This window comes from Legionella bozemanae (assembly GCF_900450575.1).
In the GTDB taxonomy this organism is placed as follows: Bacteria; Pseudomonadota; Gammaproteobacteria; order Legionellales; family Legionellaceae; genus Legionella; species Legionella bozemanae.
The window spans coordinates 1,636,597-1,653,417 of sequence record NZ_UGGY01000001.1; the positions used below are offsets into that span (position 1 = coordinate 1,636,597).

Here is a 16,821-nt window from a genome sequence, read left to right on the forward strand (position 1 = left end):
AGCGGCAAATGCCGCATTTCGGTTTTTTCTTACTTCGTTCACAACTATCCTAACAAGGAAAGAACAGATTGTGGCATCGCATTTGCTTGGGCCAACATTGCTGTTCCTGCTTGTTGTAAGATTTGGTTTTTGGTTAAACTTGCCATTTCTGCTGCATAATCAGTATCTTGAATACGGCTGCGTGCGGCAGACATATTATCCGATACGTTTTGCAGGTTAGCTACTGTTGCATCAAGTCTGTTTTGCAAGGCACCTAATGCAGCGCGGTTATTAGTGACGCTATCTAAGGCAGCACTGATTCTCAATATAGCTTGCTCTGCACCATCTTGAGTCGTGATGTCAATACTATTAACACCATTTGTATCCAAGCTGATTGTACTTGATAAACCAACATCAGCTATAGTTCCGCCTATAGAAATGGTTTGAGCAGCACTCATAGTGAGTTGCCCGCGCAGTGTAGCTGCAAATGGACCGCCTGTGACTGTGAGTCCGTCAGTACCTGCAGTAAATCCGGTACCACTCTCAGTTACTGCAATGTTTCTTCCATCTGCTGCAGTTAAAGTCATGTCACCACCATTTAAGGATGCCACAACCCCTGTTTGACTGCTTACGGCATTGATTGCATCCATAAGGTCAGTATTAGTTAATGCAGTGGAGACGTCTTGGTTCGTAAATATGTCAACACCATTAATGGTCAGATTATAAGTATCCGCTGCTGTTCCTCCTATAGCTCCAACAGTTTGGGTACCACTTGTTGATGCTGTTACTGTTAAACCAGGAACACCTGCAGCATTAATTGCGGCTGCTTTAGCATATGCGGATGAGCTATCTTGGCCATTTGCTGTTCCCACATAGTTTGCAGAAGAGCTGACGCTAATCGCTGGGTTAGTACCAAGAGCAAGAGTAATATCAGCGGCAGCATTGGCACTCACTTGGCTTCCTTGTTGATAAGCAATACTACCTATTGTTGAAGAGGCAATGCTGTTTATCGAAAACGAAAGGGTTTCACCTGCATTAGAGCCAATTTGCAGAGAAGCATTAGTGTATGAACCATTCAAAATGCTTTGTCCGTTAAATTGCGTACTCAAAGCGATGTGATCCATTTCACTCAAAAGGTTATTGACTTCATTTTGTAATGCTTGACGGTTTGATTGGCTATAAGTTCCGTTTGCAGATTGAAGCGCCAACTCCCTCATGCGTTGTAAAAGGTTAGTTGACTCTTGCATCGCACCTTCAGCAACCTGGGCTAGTGAAATACCGTCATTGGCATTTTTCACCGCTTGGTCCATACCGCGAATTTGTGATGTCATATTTGTTGCAATTGCTAGCCCTGCAGCATCATCTTTTGCACTATTAATTTTTAGACCAGATGATAATCTTTGTATCGCAGTAGCCATCGCGTTACTTGATTTAGATAAGTTACGCTGAGCAATTAACGAGGGTACGTTGGTATTAATAATTTGAGCCATAGTTATAGTCTCCTCAGACCTAAATCCCTGGTTTGGGACATTTGTAAATTGGCAAATTCCTTTTTAAAAGCAAATTTACCGTACGCAAAAGGGTTATCGGACATATGGCAAAAAACTTTAGGCTCACACCTGTTTTTTTTCAAAAAAAGGGAAATTTTATTTAATAAAATTAATGGGTTGTATTTTTTGAGCACTCTGTTTTTGTTTTCTGATTCTCTCCATATTTTACTTTTTTATCTAAAAGCATGAAACGAAACCCGCGTTCTGGACACTACTATATGCAGGCCGTATAAAAAGACCAGACACATTGACCATTCAAGAAAAACCCTAATCCGATTTAATGTGCATTTAAGAATATTTTTTTCTGTGTATAATATTACGATTCTATAATATTGGGTTCCAATTATGAGTTGGTTTAAAAAACTATTGCCTTCAAGAGTTAGTACGAGCTCCTCTCAAAAAAAAGGAGTTCCTGAAGGCTTATGGCTTAAATGTTCAGGCTGTAATGAAGTTCTTTATAGTACTGAATTAGAAAAGAATTTAATGGTCTGCCCCTCTTGTAATTTCCATCACCGGATATCTGCACGGGTTCGAATTCAACAATTTCTTGATGAGGGAGGCCAGGAAGAGATTGCTGCATCATTAGAGCCTCAAGATCGATTAAAGTTTAGGGACTCAAAAAAATATAAAGACAGGATCTCACAAGCTCAAAAAGCAACAGGTGAGAAGGAAGCTTTGATCATTGTAAAAGGGACGTTATTACAACAACCCGTAGTTGTTGGATCTTTTGAATTCAGTTTTATGGGTGGCTCCATGGGCGCTACAGTAGGAGAGAAATTTGTTCGTGCAATTCAGGTCGCGACAAACGAACAAAGACCTTATGTTTGTTTTACTGCAAGTGGTGGAGCACGGATGCAAGAAGGACTTTTTTCTTTAATGCAAATGGCCAAAACTTCAGCTGCTCTTGCCCTATTTGCTGAAACGGGTTTACCTTTTATTGTCGTTTTGACTGACCCAACCATGGGCGGGGTTTCTGCCAGTTTTGCAAGTCTGGGAGATGTAATTATTGCTGAGCCTAATGCGTTAATTGGTTTTGCTGGCCCAAGAGTTATTGAGCAAACTGTAAGACAAACTTTACCTGAAGGGTTTCAGCGTAGCGAATTTTTGTTAGAACATGGGCATATCGACATGATTCTCGAACGAAAAGATATCCGTCCAGTTGTTGCTGAATTGATATCTAAATTAACGCGCAAAAGTGTAGGGGATTCAGTTGCCAAAGCAGTATCGTATTAGACCTCTTACGAAGCATGTTGTAGGCAGAGAAATGCGAGAAGATACGAAGCAATGCTCCTTTCCAATAGAGTTTCGAAAGAAGTCTATTAATGAATGGTTGCATGATTTAGAAACTAGAAATACTCATGAAATACAACTTGGTTTAATGCGTATTATGGAAGTTGCACAAAAATTATGTCTGCAACTTCCAGGTTGTCCTGTTATTACTGTAGCCGGTACTAATGGAAAAGGTTCAACAGTAACTGCTCTCGAAATGATTTATCATGTTGCTGGATATAAAGTTGGCGCTTACACTTCACCTCATCTTATCCAGTTTAATGAACGTATTCGTGTCAATTTAGCACCTATTTCTGATGATGATTTATGTCAGGCTTTTAGCATTATCGAAGAAGCTCGCGGAGAAACTCTTTTAACGTATTTTGAAATGACTACTTTGGCAGCATTGTGGTATTTCAAAAAAATGAAGTTGGATATTATTATTCTTGAAGTGGGATTAGGGGGTCGGTTGGACGCTACTAATATTGTGGATGCAGAATTATCCATAATTACTACCATAGATTTTGATCATCAGGAGTACCTGGGGAATACACTTGATGCCATTGGCTATGAGAAAGCGGGGATATTGCGTTCTGGTAAACCATTTATCTATGCTGATATTAATCCCCCTGCATCAGTTACTCAAGTAGCGAAACAACTTGGTGTTCCGGCCTATTTGTGGAGCCAAGAATTTTCTATTCAGGAAGAAGACTCTGTTTGGAGTCTTCATTACGAGGAAAAACTAGGGCTTTCCTCAGTATCTGGATTGTCTAAGCCTTCAATACAGCTAAAATCAGCAGCAGCTGCAATTACTGCCAGTGTTTTACTTGAGCATTATCTGCCAGTGACACCCTCCCATTTTCAAGTTGCCATGCAGCGCATTTATATTCCTGGCCGTTTGCAATTGCATGAAGGTCGGGTGAGCACTTTATTTGATGTGTCTCATAACCCGCAATCGGCAAGACTACTCGCAGATACTTTGCGCATGATGAAAAAAACAAAAATTCACGCTGTTTTTTCTGCTTTGAAAGATAAAGATATTTTTAGCCTAATTATGTCTTTGAAGGATTGTGTTGATCGATGGTATCCTGCACAATTGGATAATAAGCGTGCTGTTACTGAAGATTTGTTGCTCACTTTTTTTAAGGATGCAGAAATTCCTGTAGAAGTTTGTTATAATAACCCCTTTGCAGCTTTTGAAGCTGCATTGAAACAAGCTAAACCGGGTGACTTAATTGTTGTTTATGGGTCTTTTTTTACTGTGAGTCATGTTATGGCTAATAGGAGATTCAATGAAATTAGTAATTGATGAGAAGCTAAAACATCGTTTGGTTGGTGTAGCTGTTGTTTTATCATTAGGTGCAATTTTTCTGCCTGCGATGATGAAGAAATCAAGCCAACGCCTTGAAAATAATTTTAGTGTGAAGGTACAGTTACCTCCTAAACCAACAACTCCTAATGTAGCGGTAACTGATGAAAAGGAGATGTTTAAAACCATAAAAGTGGCCAAGATTGAAATTCCTCCTGTTGTAGAACAAAAAAAATCAAATCAAGGAAAAGAAGACCTCATTCAATCTGTTCAAGTAGCTGACAACGCGGTTGTTTCTGTTGCTAAAGCAGAAGCATCTAGGCCTGTTGCTGCAGCTAAACCAATTGAGTTGGCATTAAGCAACGCAGCACAAGATGTCATTAAAAAACAAATGAAAGTAGTAGCTGCCACGGCACCAGCTAAACCAGCTACAGACGTTAAGCCAATTAAACCGGCTGCAAATATAAGCTCTAAAACGATTAAAAAACCGGTAGTTGCTCAAGTAAATACAAATATCAATACTAAAAATTACAAAAAAAATATTTATGCTGTTCAATTGGCCTCGTTTTCAAAGTTAGCCAATGCCCAATCCTTAGTTAGTAAATTACGAGGCAAAGGATATAAAGCAAGTTATATCAAAACTGCTGGAAGGCAAGGTGTTATTTATAAAGTTTATGCGGGACATTCGCCCGTTAAAAGTGACGTGATGAAATTGAAAATTCAATTAGCAAGTGCCATGCAGTTGAATGGTTTTGTAGTCAATACTGGAGTTAGCTAACCATGCAATTTCAATGGGTGGATTTAATCTTTATAATAATAATTGGCTTATCTTCGATTACTGGCTTGTTAAGAGGATTTATTAAAGAAGCTATCGCTTTGGGGGTATGGATATTAGCAGTATGGGCAGGCTATAACTACTCAGGAAGCCTTAATCCCTATCTGCAACCTTATATACAAGATCAATCAATTCGTACAATAGTAGGTTTTATTATTGTTGTACTTGGTGTTTTAATCGCTGGGGGTATTGCTAATGCGATACTTGGCCTTTTTTTAAGGGGAAGCGGTCTGGGCGCAATGGATAAAGTTTTAGGCGGTATTTTTGGCTTTGCCCGTGGTGTTTTCATTCTTTCTCTTATCTTCGCAATACTCAGCATGACCTCTTTGCCTTATCAGCAATATGTACAAAGCTCTAGAGTTTATAATCAGCTTTTACCCGTTATAAACTGGATTTCTGGCTCTTTACCCGGTTTAATTAATAAAGCAAAACAAACGGTATCGGCGAACGAATCCTTTAATTTTATTGATATAACCCCTGATCCTTAATGTATTCATAGACTGTATGAGGGAGCTTGTTTTTAACATCAGCTCCCTTTTCTATTTCTTCACGAATGGAAGTGGAAGAAATATCATAATTACCTGCATCAAATAAAAAAACCCTTCCTGCTTGCGTGTTTAAGAGTTCTGCTTTACTTTTAGTTTGATACTTTTCCAAAAATTCCTGCATAATTTTGGGGACAGCTTGCCTGGCAAATTCATTTCTATTGATTACCAGTAAATTCGCTAATGTAATGATTTTCTCCCACTGATACCAACGGGGCAATGAGAGAAAGGCATCATATCCAATAATCAAAGTTATAGATGATTTGGGGTGTTCGAGCCTAAAGCTTTCCAATGTTTCAACCATATAAGAGGGGGTATCGCGCTCAATCTCTCGTAAATCCAGTTTAAAGTCAGGTATCTCCTTAATTGCTAACTTTAACATTTCTACTCTTTGCTCATTGTTAGCTAACGTTGGTGGCTTTATAGTTGGTGTTTTACAAGGGAGAAAAATATAGGAGTCAAATTTAATATGTGTTTGTATGAATTTACTGGTCTGCAAATGACCATTATGTATGGGATCAAAGGTACCACCAAAAATAGCTATGCTGTGCATGTGTCACCTATTAATTTCCCCATACAAAGTGAAAGAGCTGCGTTTTCTAGGGAGTTCCATACTTGAGTGTATGAACTATTCGATTTAATGTGTTCGTCGATGGAGTAACAGTATCGATGGAGCTGCTGCAGTATTACTTGATTGAATCGATTACAACATATCTTATAGAGATTGACACGTTGAGGCCAAATTTTCAATTGACTGCATGCATTTTGAATATCAATTTTCTTTTCCATTAAATAAGACAATTGTATGATTAATCTTATTTCCTGACTAAGCATCCATAAGACTAAAGTTGCCTCTGTCTTATTATTTGCTGCATGACGTAAAACCTGAATGGCCTTATCTCCTTGACCAAGAAGACATGCATCGACTAACTCGAAAAGATCGTGGTCACATTGATCGGATAAATGTTCCAATACGTGTTGTGTCTCAATTTTACTGTTAGGAGTATAAGACAATGCTACTTTTTCAATGACTTGGGCACAAGCCAGCATATTTCCCTGCGTATATTGGTGAATTAAATCAGGAACTTGCAGATCATAACTCATGAGGTTTTTCTTTAATTGCGTGCCTATCCAACTTTTTAGGGCTTCTGAATTAAGTGGATAGGATAGAATAAGTGTCGCATGTTCATGAGATGATATCCACTGTAATTGTTTTGCAGGCACATTAGGTGCTCTGATAACAATGAAACAACGCGAATTAATCAAGTTAAGGTATTCGGTGAGAATTTTCTTTCCTGTAGCGTCTATAGATTTCTTATCATAAAAAATATTTAAGAGAACAGTATCTGAAAATAAGGAGTAACTGTTTGCTTCTTCCTTTACAGTATTCCAATCTTCTGCTGACTGGATGGATATGATTTGCTCATCATAGTTATAATTTTTTTGGATGGCTGACTTTATGGTCGCTAAAGATTCTTCCAGTAAGTAATTATCTTGTCCAATAATTATATAGAGTGGGGCAATTTTCTTTTGTACTTGCTGGGCAAGCATTTGTTGTTTGATTTGCATGATAATTTTAGTTTAAATGTGCCTGTGTCGCTTTTTTCTTACCCACGCTACTTTTTCTTTTATCTGGGTTTGGATTCTTGAAGATGGCTAAGTCGATAAATTATTTGGGTCACAGCATCTTGCTTCATTTCTCCAATTAAAATACTTTCTTCATCTTTAGAACCTAGAATTCGGTTATTATTTAATATAAGTTCCCGGGAAATACTTATTCTACCAGGAGCATTAATAACTTGGCCCGTGCGTGTTTTCAATACAAATACTACAGTTAGAGTTAAAGTATATTGTCGAGGATTTGTGCTTGCTCCAACGCTGATAATCTGTTGTTGCAAGTTCACTTCATTAACGATTAACCAATATTGAGCTCGAGAAGGTTCAGGATTCACTTCAACATTGGCTCCTTCCAGTCGGGATTGCAGTATTGAGACGAACTGCTTGTCATCATTTTCAGAAATAATAGCTACGTTATTAAGCCAGCTGGGTACATTGTTCATACCGCGTAGATGAAACCCACAGCCTGATAGCAATAATATGAGCAATAACGGTACTACATAGCGAAAAGCTGCAATTTGATGTTTTTGTTGTTCATGTCCCGCAACTTGTATATGAAGTCCATGCGGGACTTTAGAAACATCAGAGTAGCCACACTTCATTAGTTAACAACCAAATTAATTAATTGCCTGTGTGCAACAACAATTGCTTTTTTTACTGTTTTATCAGCAAGAAAATCTTTTGCATGTTCTTTGGCTGCAGCAATTAATGTTTCTTCTGTAGCATCCACAGCCGCGGTAAATTGGGCTCTTAATTTCCCATTAACTTGAACTACATAATCCACTTCATCAGTCTTTAGAGCACCTTTATCTACTCTGGGCCAATTTGCATCAATAATCGCTTTTTCAAAGCCTAATTGTTGCCAAATATGATGTGTCATATGCGGTGTTATAGGAGCCAATAAGCGCAACAGTATACTCATGCTGGAGTGAATAAAGAATTTATCCTCTTCTGTTTCTATAGAATAACTGGATATTTCATTAAACAGCTTCATGCAGCCCGAAACTACTGTGTTGAACTGATTACGATCATAATCATGTGTCGCTTGTGCAAGAATTTGGTGTACAACAAGACGTGATTTCTTTAACCGGCTTTCCGCTTGCTGCCAATTCACATGCCCATTGCCGCTTAGAATGATTTCATTGATCTCAATGAACATATTTTGATGCTGATAGGCAAAAGCCCAGATACGTTTTAGAAAGCGATGCGCGCCTTCCACAGCAGTATCTGACCATTCCAACGATTGTTCGGGAGGTGCAGCAAACATAACAAATAAACGTGCTGTATCAGCTCCATAAGTGTCGATAAGATGATTGGGATCGACAACATTACCAACAGACTTAGACATTTTATGTCCGTCTTTTAAAACCATTCCTTGGGTTAACAGCGCTTTAAATGGTTCATCCGAATTTACTAAACCTTCATCACGCATTAGTTTGTGGAAAAAACGAGCATAAAGTAAATGCATTACTGCATGTTCGATCCCGCCCACATATTGATCCACAGGAGTCCAATATTTTGCTCGGTCATCAAGCATGGCATTTTCCTGACCTTTACATGCAAAGCGAGCATAATACCAAGATGATTCAACAAAGGTATCAAAAGTGTCTGTCTCGCGAGATGCATCCTGGCCGCACTTTGGACAGCTTACGTTAACAAATTCTGGACATTGAGCAAGGGGTGAACCGGTACCTGTAAATGAAACGTTTTCTGGAAGAATTACTGGAAGATCTTCTTCTGGAACAGGCACAGTACCACATTGTTCACATAAAATCATGGGAATAGGAGTACCCCAATATCTTTGTCTGGATACGCCCCAGTCACGCAACCTATAGTTAATTGTCGCTTTTCCCGCATCATGTTCCTCAAGGAAATTGGTTATTGTTTCCACTGCTTGGGAGGAGCTTAACCCATCAAATTGGCCTGAGTTAATTAATGTGCCTTCTTCAGTATAAGCGGACTTGCTTAAGTCATGTAGCGTGCCATTTGCAGGTTTAATGACTTCTTTAATCGGTAATTGGTATTTTTGTGCAAATTCCCAGTCTCTTTGATCGTGCGCTGGGACGGACATTACAGCTCCGGATCCGTATTGCATGAGTACAAAATTTGCCACCCATATCGGTAGTTCTTCACCAGTTATAGGATGAATTGCCGACATACCTGTAGCAACACCTCGTTTTTCCATAGTAGCGAGTTCTGCCTCAGCCATTTTGGTACCTTGGCAACTGTCAATGAACTCTTTGACCTCTTTACGAGTACTTGCTGCTTCTTTGGCAAGCGGATGATCCGTTGCAACTGCAAGGTATGTTGCACCCATTAAAGTGTCAGGGCGGGTTGTATATATTTTTAATCGTTTGGGATAATTATTAACGTTAAAATGAATTTCAGTACCAGTGGAGCGGCCTATCCAATTGCGCTGCATTTGTTTCACTTGTGCTGGCCATTCGTCCAATGTATCTAGTGAACTGAGTAGTTCATCAGCATAAGCTGTAATTTTAATAAACCATTGGGAAATTTCTTTACGCTCCACAAGAGCACCAGAACGCCAACCGCGCCCATCGACAACTTGTTCATTTGCCAAAACAGTTTGATCTACAGGATCCCAATTTACCACCGCATTTTTTTTGTACACTAAGCCTTTTTCGAATAATCGAATAAAAAACCATTGTTCCCATCGATAATATTCGGGTGTACAAGTGCAAATTTCACGTCGCCAATCATAGGCATTACCAAGACGTAAAAATTGTTTTTTCATAGACTCAATATTTTTTTTGGTCCATTCTGCAGGAGGGATTCCGTTTTTTATGGCTGCATTTTCAGCAGGCAAGCCAAATGCATCCCAACCAATGGGTTGAAGAACATTTTTACCCAAAGCACGTTGATAACGAGCAATAACGTCACCAATAGTGTAGTTACGAACATGCCCCATGTGTAACGTCCCACTTGGGTAGGGAAACATGGATAAACAATAAAATTTCTCTCTGTTTAAATCTTCTGAAACGTTAAATGATTGTTTTTTATGCCAATACTGTTGAGCTTGTTCCTCAACTTCTTGTGGTATATAGGTATTATCCATAGTCCAATTTTTTAAGTGACTCTAAATCGCTAAGGATAACTCCTCTTGTGTCTGCCAGCAATAGATTATTGCTGGAATAAGCGACGAAGTTGAATAAAAAGTATAAAAATAAGAAAAATAGAACAAAATATAAGCGATGGATACTCATTCCAAATAATCCATGGAGTAAGGCCTTCGGCAGGAAATATGCTACTTTGCAAGAGGCCGGAACTGAATGGAGGAAGACTTTCTACTATATCTCCACGTGCATCAATTACTGACGATAAGCCGTCGTTATTGACTACTACTTGATATCGTCCTGTAAGAAGGGAAAGGATTTGAGCCATCTGTAATTGTTGGTAGCTTGCTAATGAGTGTCCAAACCAGCCATTATCACTAATTGAAACGATCCATTGAGCTTTGGGCATTTGATCACGTAAAATATTGGGGTAAGCAATCTCATAACAAATGAGACTTGCTATAGGATGGTTTTCGATTCGAATTAAAGGTTGCTTTCTTTTTCCTGGTAATAGATTGGGTTCAGGTAAATTCAACCAACGATTTATAGCGACCAGAGGCTTGGGAATATACTCACCAAAAGGAACCAGATGGCGTTTGAGCTTTTTCCCTTTTGCCTGCCCAAGCGTAATTACCGAGTTGTAATAATTGGTTTCACTATCATCTGTAGGTTGTAAAATGCCTAACATAAGCGCGCTATTCGCTTTCAGAGCTTTTTTGTTCAGTTTTAATAAGTATTTATCCAAATAACTTGCAGGCAGCGGTATGGCTGATTCTGGTAAAATAATTAATTGCTTACCTAAGAGTTTATTGATTGCATTTTCATAGTATTTTAATAAATTCCAAAATAAGGTTTCATCCCATTTATCGCGCATGGATAAATTAGCCTGAATAGCACCTACACTAATAGGTTCTTGTTTGATTTGTGACCATGAAATATTTTTGCAAAGTGTGGGGCTAATAATAATGAGCACAATTATAATCAAATAGTGGTAGCGTTTTTTGGAGTTTTGTGACACAGCTAAAGTCAGTAATGCAGAAATTAAAACACATACGAAACTGAGTCCGTAAATTCCTAAAATGGGGGCGATGTATTTAATCGGGGTATCAATGAGGACGGTGCCTATTAATAACCAAGGAAAACCGCTAAATAAATTAGAACGACAGTATTCACTCAAGCACCATAAGACACAAAATAGAGTTAATGACACCAATTTTCGATTTTTGAACTCAAGCAATTTATACAGATATGCAACAAGGGCAGGGAAGAGCGCGAGATACATAATGAAAATTAATGTAACTAATCCTGCAAGGAAATAATTGAGTTGACCATAGTCATGAATACTGACTATAACCCAGGAAACTCCAAAACCGAAATAACCTATTCCATACAAAAAACCAAGTGAAAAACCTTGTTTTGCAGAGCAATTTTGTAGACTCGAATAGAGAAAGGCCAAACTTAATAGCGCTAATCCTGGTATATGGAAAGGGGCAAAACCAAAAGGCGCCAGAAGGCCTGCTATAAATACGAAAAAGTATTTAACATAGCCAAGACGAATTGATGAATTCAAAGGGATAGAATTGGCTAAAGCGGTTTGCTTCATGAGTTGTTAAAAAATTATAAAACGATAAGATAATTGAGTCCTTTATCCAGGTCAAGAATTAGTGAAACTTTTTATAGAGGATCTGTCCCCTAATCCAGGTGAAATGCAGATGCAAAATATCAGTAGATCTTGAATATAGCTTGGAGCTGGATTCCGCACATAAGCGCGGAATGTAGAATTTTGATTTTTATATCATGCTAGATGTGATTGTAATAGGTTACTTCTGCCTATGTCCCTCGGCTTGTCCGCGAGATCCAGTTCAGGCCGGGACAGATATTATTTTTTCAGAACATAAGTTCCTGGCGCATCACAAATCGGTCTTATTTCTTTCTCAGGGTTGCCTAGTTCAGGTGGTTTCTTTTTTGTACCCGAATAATCTGTAAGCCATTTTTCCCAGGCTGGCCACCAGGAATCTTTAAAATGAGGGGCTCTTTCCAACCAAATATCAGGAGCTAAATGTTTATCATTTTCTTTATGAGTTAGCATTTGATAACTTCGTCCGGATTCACCTGGCTCATTAACAATCCCCGTGTTGTGTCCGGCATTGGTCAATACAAAGGTAATATCGCTATCAGTAAAGTAATGAATTTTATACACTGATTTCCAAGGAGCTATGTGATCTTTTATAGTACTTACTGCAAAAGTAGGTACTTTAATATCGGCAAGATTAATGCTTTCATCATCAATTTTAAATCGTCCTTCAACTAAATCATTATTTAAAAACAAACTACGTAAATACTTACTATGCATTTTGTAGGGCATGCGTGTAGTATCATAATTCCATGCCATTAAGTCACTAACTTCCTGTCTTTTGCCTAATAAATAATCATAAACTACCCGGGACCAAATGAGATCAATGGAACGTAACATATTAAACGCACCAGCCATTTGCGAACCTTCTAAATAGCCCTTCTCCCACATGATATCTTCAATATAGGTAAGTTGGTTTTCGTCAATAAATAACTGCAGCTCACCTGCATCCTGAAAATCAGTTTGCGCTGCAAACAACGTAATCGTTTTTAATCGATCATCATTATCAGCGGCCATTTTTGCAGCAACCATGGTTAATAAGGTTCCACCAATACAATAGCCTACTGCATGGATTTTTTCTTTCGGAATAATTTGGTTTATTGTTTTTAATGCATCCATCACACCACGTATTGCGTAATCAGAAAAGTCTAAGTCTCTATCTTCAGAGGTTGGATTTTTCCAGGAAATCATAAAAACAGTGTGTCCTTTATCCACTAAGAATTTAACCATTGAATTGTTAGGCGAGAGATCAAGAATATAATATTTCATAATCCAAGCAGGAATGATTAAGACTGGTTCTGGGTGTACTGTTGATGTTGTTGGCTCATATTGGATAAGCTCAATTAAATGATTTCTATAAATAACTTTCCCAGATGTTACTGCTACATTCTTTCCTACTTTATATTGTTCACTTCCCGCTGGTGGTTTATCGTTCAATTTTCGGGTGATGTCATCAACAAAATTATTCCATCCTTTGATAAAATTCATGCCACCTTCATTCATTGTGGTAGTAATCACTTCAGGATTTATTCCAGGAAAATTGGATGGAGCAAAAACGTCCAGAATTTGGCGTGTTACAAAATTAACTATGTTTTCATGATGCTTGGAAACGCCACGAAGATGGGTTGTAGCCTGTTCCCACCATTCCTCTGTTAATAAAAAGGATTGTGAGTACACATTAAATGGAAACTGAGACCATAATTCATTTTGAAAGCGGTGATCGGTTTGACGAACTTCAATACAAGGTTCACATTTATCTTGGCTTTGTTGTTGTATGAATAACAATAAATGCCCAAACTTTTTGAGGGCATTTTTATTTAAGTCAATCCGCTTTGCCGGCGAAAAAATTAAATAGACGAGCCAATCTGTAAAAGACATCATGAGTGTCCCTGGGGATAGCCAGTTACACAATTGACTGATTATAGCGTGGAATAATCTATCAAAACTTAGCCCTTCATAGTCAGATTTTTCTGATTCAGTTAATAAGGGGGGCTGGGCATTCTCAGTAGATTTTGGGGGCTTCTTTTTAGATTGATTCATGATCAATTCCCTTTATGAATTCAAGAATTTTATAAAATATAGTCCTTTTTGAATATTATGTATTAAATAACTCGATTTTAAAAATTGTTATTTTGTTCTGCACATAGTTTAGAGAATACTATCCAATTCTTAATATTTTGTGTAGGATGATTGCGTTTTATAATGGGAGAGGGATAAATGTATAATGTAATGATTACTGGTGCAGGGAAAATTGGTAGCTTAATCGCTTGTTTATTATCAGAAAGCGGTTCTTACCAGGTTCATCTGGTTGATATTGATTTTAATGGATCAGATGTAAAAAGGCTGTTGGACGCAGTACCCAAAATTAAAACAGTAGCCTTGGATGTTCGAGATCAGCAGTCAACCCAAGCTTATATGGAAAAAAATGGTATTGTGGCTGTTATTTCAAGCCTTCCATATTTCCTAAATACTTATGTTGCTGAAGCTGCAAAAGCTGCAAAAGCACATTATTTTGATCTCACCGAAGATACCGCGGTGACTGAAGCAGTGAAAGCAATTGCTCTTGATGCAGAAACTGCATTTGTTCCTCAATGCGGGTTAGCTCCTGGATTTATCAGCATCGCTGCAAATAGTTTAATGCATGAATTTGAAGAGTGTCATCATGTTAAATTACGTGTCGGAGCGCTTCCTCAAAATGCAAATAATGCACTGCAGTATTCATTAACTTGGTCAACTGATGGAGTTATTAATGAATATGGCAACCCCTGTTATGCAATTAAATATGGAAAAGCAGTAACTTTGGCACCTTTAGAAGGGTTGGAAACCATTCAAATCGATGGTTGTGAATATGAGGCATTTAACACCTCAGGTGGATTGGGAAGTTTGGCAGAATTGCATGCGGGTAAAGTACAAACCATGAATTATAAGACCATGCGTTATCCTGGCCATTGTTCAAAGATGCGTTTATTAATGAACGACTTGCGATTAAATCAAGATAGGCCTACGTTAAAACGGATTTTAGAAAATGCTATTCCTAAAACTTATCAAGATCTTGTGATTGTTTATGTTTCTGTTGAAGGAATAAAACGAGGCGAGTTGACCGAAAAAAATTATGTGAAAAAGATTTACCCTGCGGAAATTTGTGGTTTGGAGTGGTCAGCAATTCAAATTAGTACTGCTTCTGGTGTTTGTGCAGTAGTCGATTTAGTACTTGGGCAAGAAAATGAATATAAGGGATTGATATTACAAGAAAAATTCCACTTATCTGCAGTGCTGGAAAATCGCTTTGGTCGTTATTACGCTTAACTGGAAATATCATGGTTACTGTTCCCGGATTATGTTTTGTTAATCAGGGTTCCTATGGAGGTATTTAATGGACATATTAAAACGCTTGAAAATTCACGCAGTTAATCCGGGTGCCTTTAGTGGTCAAGGTTGGCAAAGTGGGGTTCATGAGCATCAATTAATTTCTTATAACCCTGCAAACGGTGAAAAGCTTGCAGAAATAGCAACATGCACTATGCGCGATTATGAAGAGGTAATGATTCGTGCTCAACACGCTGCGCATGAATGGAAAAAAGTTCCTGCTCCTAAAAGGGGAGAAATCATCAGGCAAATTGGTCAAGCATTGCGGGAACATAAAGATGCTTTAGGAAGTTTGGTTTCCCTTGAAATGGGTAAATCCAAGCAGGAAGGGGATGGAGAAGTTCAGGAAATGATTGATATAGCCGATTTTGCGGTAGGTCAATCACGAATGTTATATGGTAATTCCATGCACTCGGAACGCCCTCAGCATAGAATGTATGAGCAGTGGCACCCATATGGTATTGTTGGTGTTATTTCGGCTTTTAACTTTCCTGTAGCGGTTTGGTCTTGGAATGCTTTTTTGGCTGCTATCTGCGGTAATGTGACTCTGTGGAAACCTTCAGCAAAGACTCCTTTGTGTGCTGTTGCGGTTCAGCATATTTGCAATGATGTGTTAAGGGCAAATGGTTGTCCGGAAATATTCAGTTTAATTATTCCTGAAAACCACGATGTAGTTGAGGAAATGGTTAATGATAAACGTATACCTCTTATTTCCTTTACTGGCTCAACAGCTGTAGGTAAACAGGTTGCCGAGAAAGTTGCAGCTCGATTAGGTAAAACTATTTTAGAGTTAGGTGGTAATAACGCAATTATCCTCGATGAATCAGCTGATCTTCATTTAGCAATCCCAGCCATTGTTTTTGGAGCAGTAGGTACTGCAGGTCAACGATGTACTTCTACACGACGTTTATTTGTGCATCATTCTAAATATGATTACGTTGTAGAGCGTTTACGTTTTGCCTATGAGCAAATAACGATTGGTGATCCTTTAGATAAGAAAAATTTAATGGGACCGCTTATTGATAAACAAGCTGTTTATCAATTTAATCAGGCAATAACTCGAATCAAGGAAGCAGGCGGCCGGATTATCTTTGGCGGCGAATCAGTACAACGTCCTGGCTTTTTTGTTCAGCCTACATTGGTATGCAATGTAAAAAATCATTGGGAAATTGTGCAAGAAGAAACATTTGCACCAATTTTGTACGTTATGTCTTTTAAGACAATCGATGAGGCGATTGCTTTACAAAATCATGTACCCCAGGGATTGTCTTCTGCCATGTTCACTCAAAACCTGAAAAATGCAGAACATTTTTTAAGTGCCTGGGGTAGCGATTGTGGAATAGCCAATATTAATATAGGCACTTCAGGTGCAGAAATTGGCGGTGCATTTGGTGGAGAAAAAGAAACTGGTGGTGGCCGTGAATCCGGTTCTGATTCTTGGAAAGCATACATGCGTCGACAAACCAATACAATAAATTGGGGAAATGAGTTACCTTTGGCTCAAGGGATTCGCTTTGACTTGTCTTGATTTAAGTCAATTGTTGTAGCCTGGGTGAAGCGAAGCGTAACCTAGGTTCATAGAACATAAATTACCCGGGTTACGCTTCGCTTCACCCAGGCTACATTGTAATTAATGAGGAAAAA

Annotated in this window: 13 protein-coding genes; 6 read left to right on the forward strand and 7 right to left on the reverse strand. The window is 38.4% G+C overall.

Features of this window, described 5'->3' with window-relative positions; all coding sequences use genetic code 11:
• Positions 1-44 precede the first annotated feature (44 nt).
• Positions 45-1,469, reverse strand: a complete 1,425-nt coding sequence (locus tag DY223_RS07025; protein WP_058459257.1) for a flagellin N-terminal helical domain-containing protein — start codon at positions 1,467-1,469, stop codon at positions 45-47.
• Between the two features lie 405 nt (positions 1,470-1,874).
• On the opposite strand from DY223_RS07025, the gene accD reads away from it, so the two are divergent.
• Genes accD through DY223_RS07050 form a run of 4 tightly spaced genes read left to right on the forward strand, consistent with a single transcriptional unit; the run spans position 1,875 to position 5,430 of the window.
• The gene (gene accD, locus DY223_RS07035; RefSeq protein WP_058459259.1) at positions 1,875-2,762 is read left to right on the forward strand and encodes an acetyl-CoA carboxylase, carboxyltransferase subunit beta; all 888 of its coding nucleotides are present in this window, start codon (positions 1,875-1,877) and stop codon (positions 2,760-2,762) included.
• A 31-nt stretch (positions 2,763-2,793) separates the two neighbouring features.
• A complete protein-coding gene (folC, locus tag DY223_RS07040) occupies positions 2,794-4,107 on the forward strand; it encodes a bifunctional tetrahydrofolate synthase/dihydrofolate synthase (RefSeq protein WP_058459367.1) in 1,314 nt (437 codons plus the stop codon).
• Positions 4,091-4,885, forward strand: coding sequence for an SPOR domain-containing protein (locus DY223_RS07045; RefSeq protein ID WP_058459260.1), 795 nt, complete (start codon positions 4,091-4,093; stop codon positions 4,883-4,885). The genes folC and DY223_RS07045 overlap by 17 nt, the downstream gene beginning before the upstream one ends.
• A 2-nt stretch (positions 4,886-4,887) precedes the next feature.
• The gene (locus DY223_RS07050; protein WP_058459261.1) at positions 4,888-5,430 is read left to right on the forward strand and encodes a CvpA family protein; all 543 of its coding nucleotides are present in this window, start codon (positions 4,888-4,890) and stop codon (positions 5,428-5,430) included.
• Here the strand turns inward: DY223_RS07050 and nadD are convergent.
• The 6 genes from nadD to DY223_RS07080 all read right to left on the reverse strand — a co-directional run bounded on the left by nadD (position 5,405) and on the right by DY223_RS07080 (position 13,851).
• Positions 5,405-6,040 carry a nicotinate-nucleotide adenylyltransferase gene (gene nadD, locus DY223_RS07055; protein WP_058459262.1) on the reverse strand — a complete coding sequence of 212 codons (636 nt, stop codon included), beginning with the start codon at positions 6,038-6,040 and terminating at the stop codon, positions 5,405-5,407. The genes DY223_RS07050 and nadD overlap by 26 nt on opposite strands.
• A complete protein-coding gene (gene holA, locus DY223_RS07060; protein WP_058459263.1) occupies positions 6,028-7,056 on the reverse strand; it encodes a DNA polymerase III subunit delta in 1,029 nt (342 codons plus the stop codon). Before holA ends, nadD begins: the two co-directional genes overlap by 13 nt.
• A gap of 59 nt (positions 7,057-7,115) precedes the next feature.
• Entirely contained in the window at positions 7,116-7,706 is a 591-nt protein-coding gene (locus DY223_RS07065) for an LPS-assembly lipoprotein LptE (RefSeq protein WP_058459264.1), read from the reverse strand.
• On the reverse strand, positions 7,706-10,180 hold the full coding sequence (gene leuS, locus DY223_RS07070; RefSeq protein WP_058459265.1) for a leucine--tRNA ligase: 2,475 nt from the start codon (positions 10,178-10,180) through the stop codon (positions 7,706-7,708). Before leuS ends, DY223_RS07065 begins: the two co-directional genes overlap by 1 nt.
• A 65-nt stretch (positions 10,181-10,245) precedes the next feature.
• Positions 10,246-11,781: an apolipoprotein N-acyltransferase gene (gene lnt / locus DY223_RS07075; protein ID WP_058459266.1), complete on the reverse strand. Its 1,536-nt coding sequence runs from the start codon at positions 11,779-11,781 to the stop codon at positions 10,246-10,248.
• Positions 11,782-12,057: 276 nt separating this feature from the next.
• The gene (locus DY223_RS07080; protein ID WP_058459267.1) at positions 12,058-13,851 is read right to left on the reverse strand and encodes a PHA/PHB synthase family protein; all 1,794 of its coding nucleotides are present in this window, start codon (positions 13,849-13,851) and stop codon (positions 12,058-12,060) included.
• Between the two features lie 177 nt (positions 13,852-14,028).
• Between DY223_RS07080 and DY223_RS07085 the strand changes: the two genes are divergently transcribed.
• Both DY223_RS07085 and amaB read left to right on the forward strand, forming a co-directional pair.
• On the forward strand, positions 14,029-15,117 hold the full coding sequence (locus tag DY223_RS07085) for a saccharopine dehydrogenase family protein (protein WP_058459268.1): 1,089 nt from the start codon (positions 14,029-14,031) through the stop codon (positions 15,115-15,117).
• A 67-nt stretch (positions 15,118-15,184) separates the two neighbouring features.
• A complete protein-coding gene (amaB, locus tag DY223_RS07090) occupies positions 15,185-16,705 on the forward strand; it encodes an L-piperidine-6-carboxylate dehydrogenase (RefSeq protein ID WP_058459269.1) in 1,521 nt (506 codons plus the stop codon).
• Positions 16,706-16,821: the final 116 nt, after the last annotated feature.